This window comes from Paenibacillus sp. P32E (assembly GCF_001909085.1).
GTDB classification, from domain to species: domain Bacteria; phylum Bacillota; class Bacilli; order Paenibacillales; family Paenibacillaceae; genus Paenibacillus_AQ; species Paenibacillus_AQ helianthi.
Window position 1 is genome coordinate 1 of record NZ_LVYY01000071.1, and the last position, 671, is coordinate 671.

Annotated in this window: 1 rRNA gene; it reads left to right on the forward strand. The window is 53.4% G+C overall.

What is annotated here, in order from left to right:
- Positions 1-119: 119 nt before the first annotated feature.
- A 16S ribosomal RNA gene (locus A3848_RS28765) occupies positions 120-671 on the forward strand; the annotation flags it as partial.

Here is a 671-nt window from a genome sequence, read left to right on the forward strand (position 1 = left end):
TTGATCTTTGAAAACTGAACAACGAGTGAGTGGGATTTCACGCAAGTGAGATCCAAAAATAGAGAATATTTTATTCTCGTCAGATGTTTCAAAATGAGCAATCGCTCTTTCTAAATACCAATTTGGAGAGTTTGATCCTGGCTCAGGACGAACGCTGGCGGCGTGCCTAATACATGCAAGTCGAGCGGAGCTTATCCTTCGGGGTAAGCTTAGCGGCGGACGGGTGAGTAACACGTAGGCAACCTACCCTCTAGACTGGGATAACTACCGGAAACGGTAGCTAATACCGGATAATTCCTTCACCCTCATGGGCGAGGGATGAAAGGCGGAGCAATCTGCTACTAGAGGATGGGCCTGCGGCGCATTAGCTAGTTGGTGGGGTAATGGCCTACCAAGGCGACGATGCGTAGCCGACCGGAGAGGGTGAACGGCCACACTGGGACTGAGACACGGCCCAGACTCCTACGGGAGGCAGCAGTAGGGAATCTTCCGCAATGGGCGAAAGCCTGACGGAGCAACGCCGCGTGAGTGATGAAGGTTTTCGGATCGTAAAGCTCTGTTGCCAGGGAAGAACGTCCGGTAGAGTAACTGCTACCGGAGTGACGGTACCTGAGAAGAAAGCCCCGGCTAACTACGTGCCAGCAGCCGCGGTAATACGTAGGGGGCAAGCG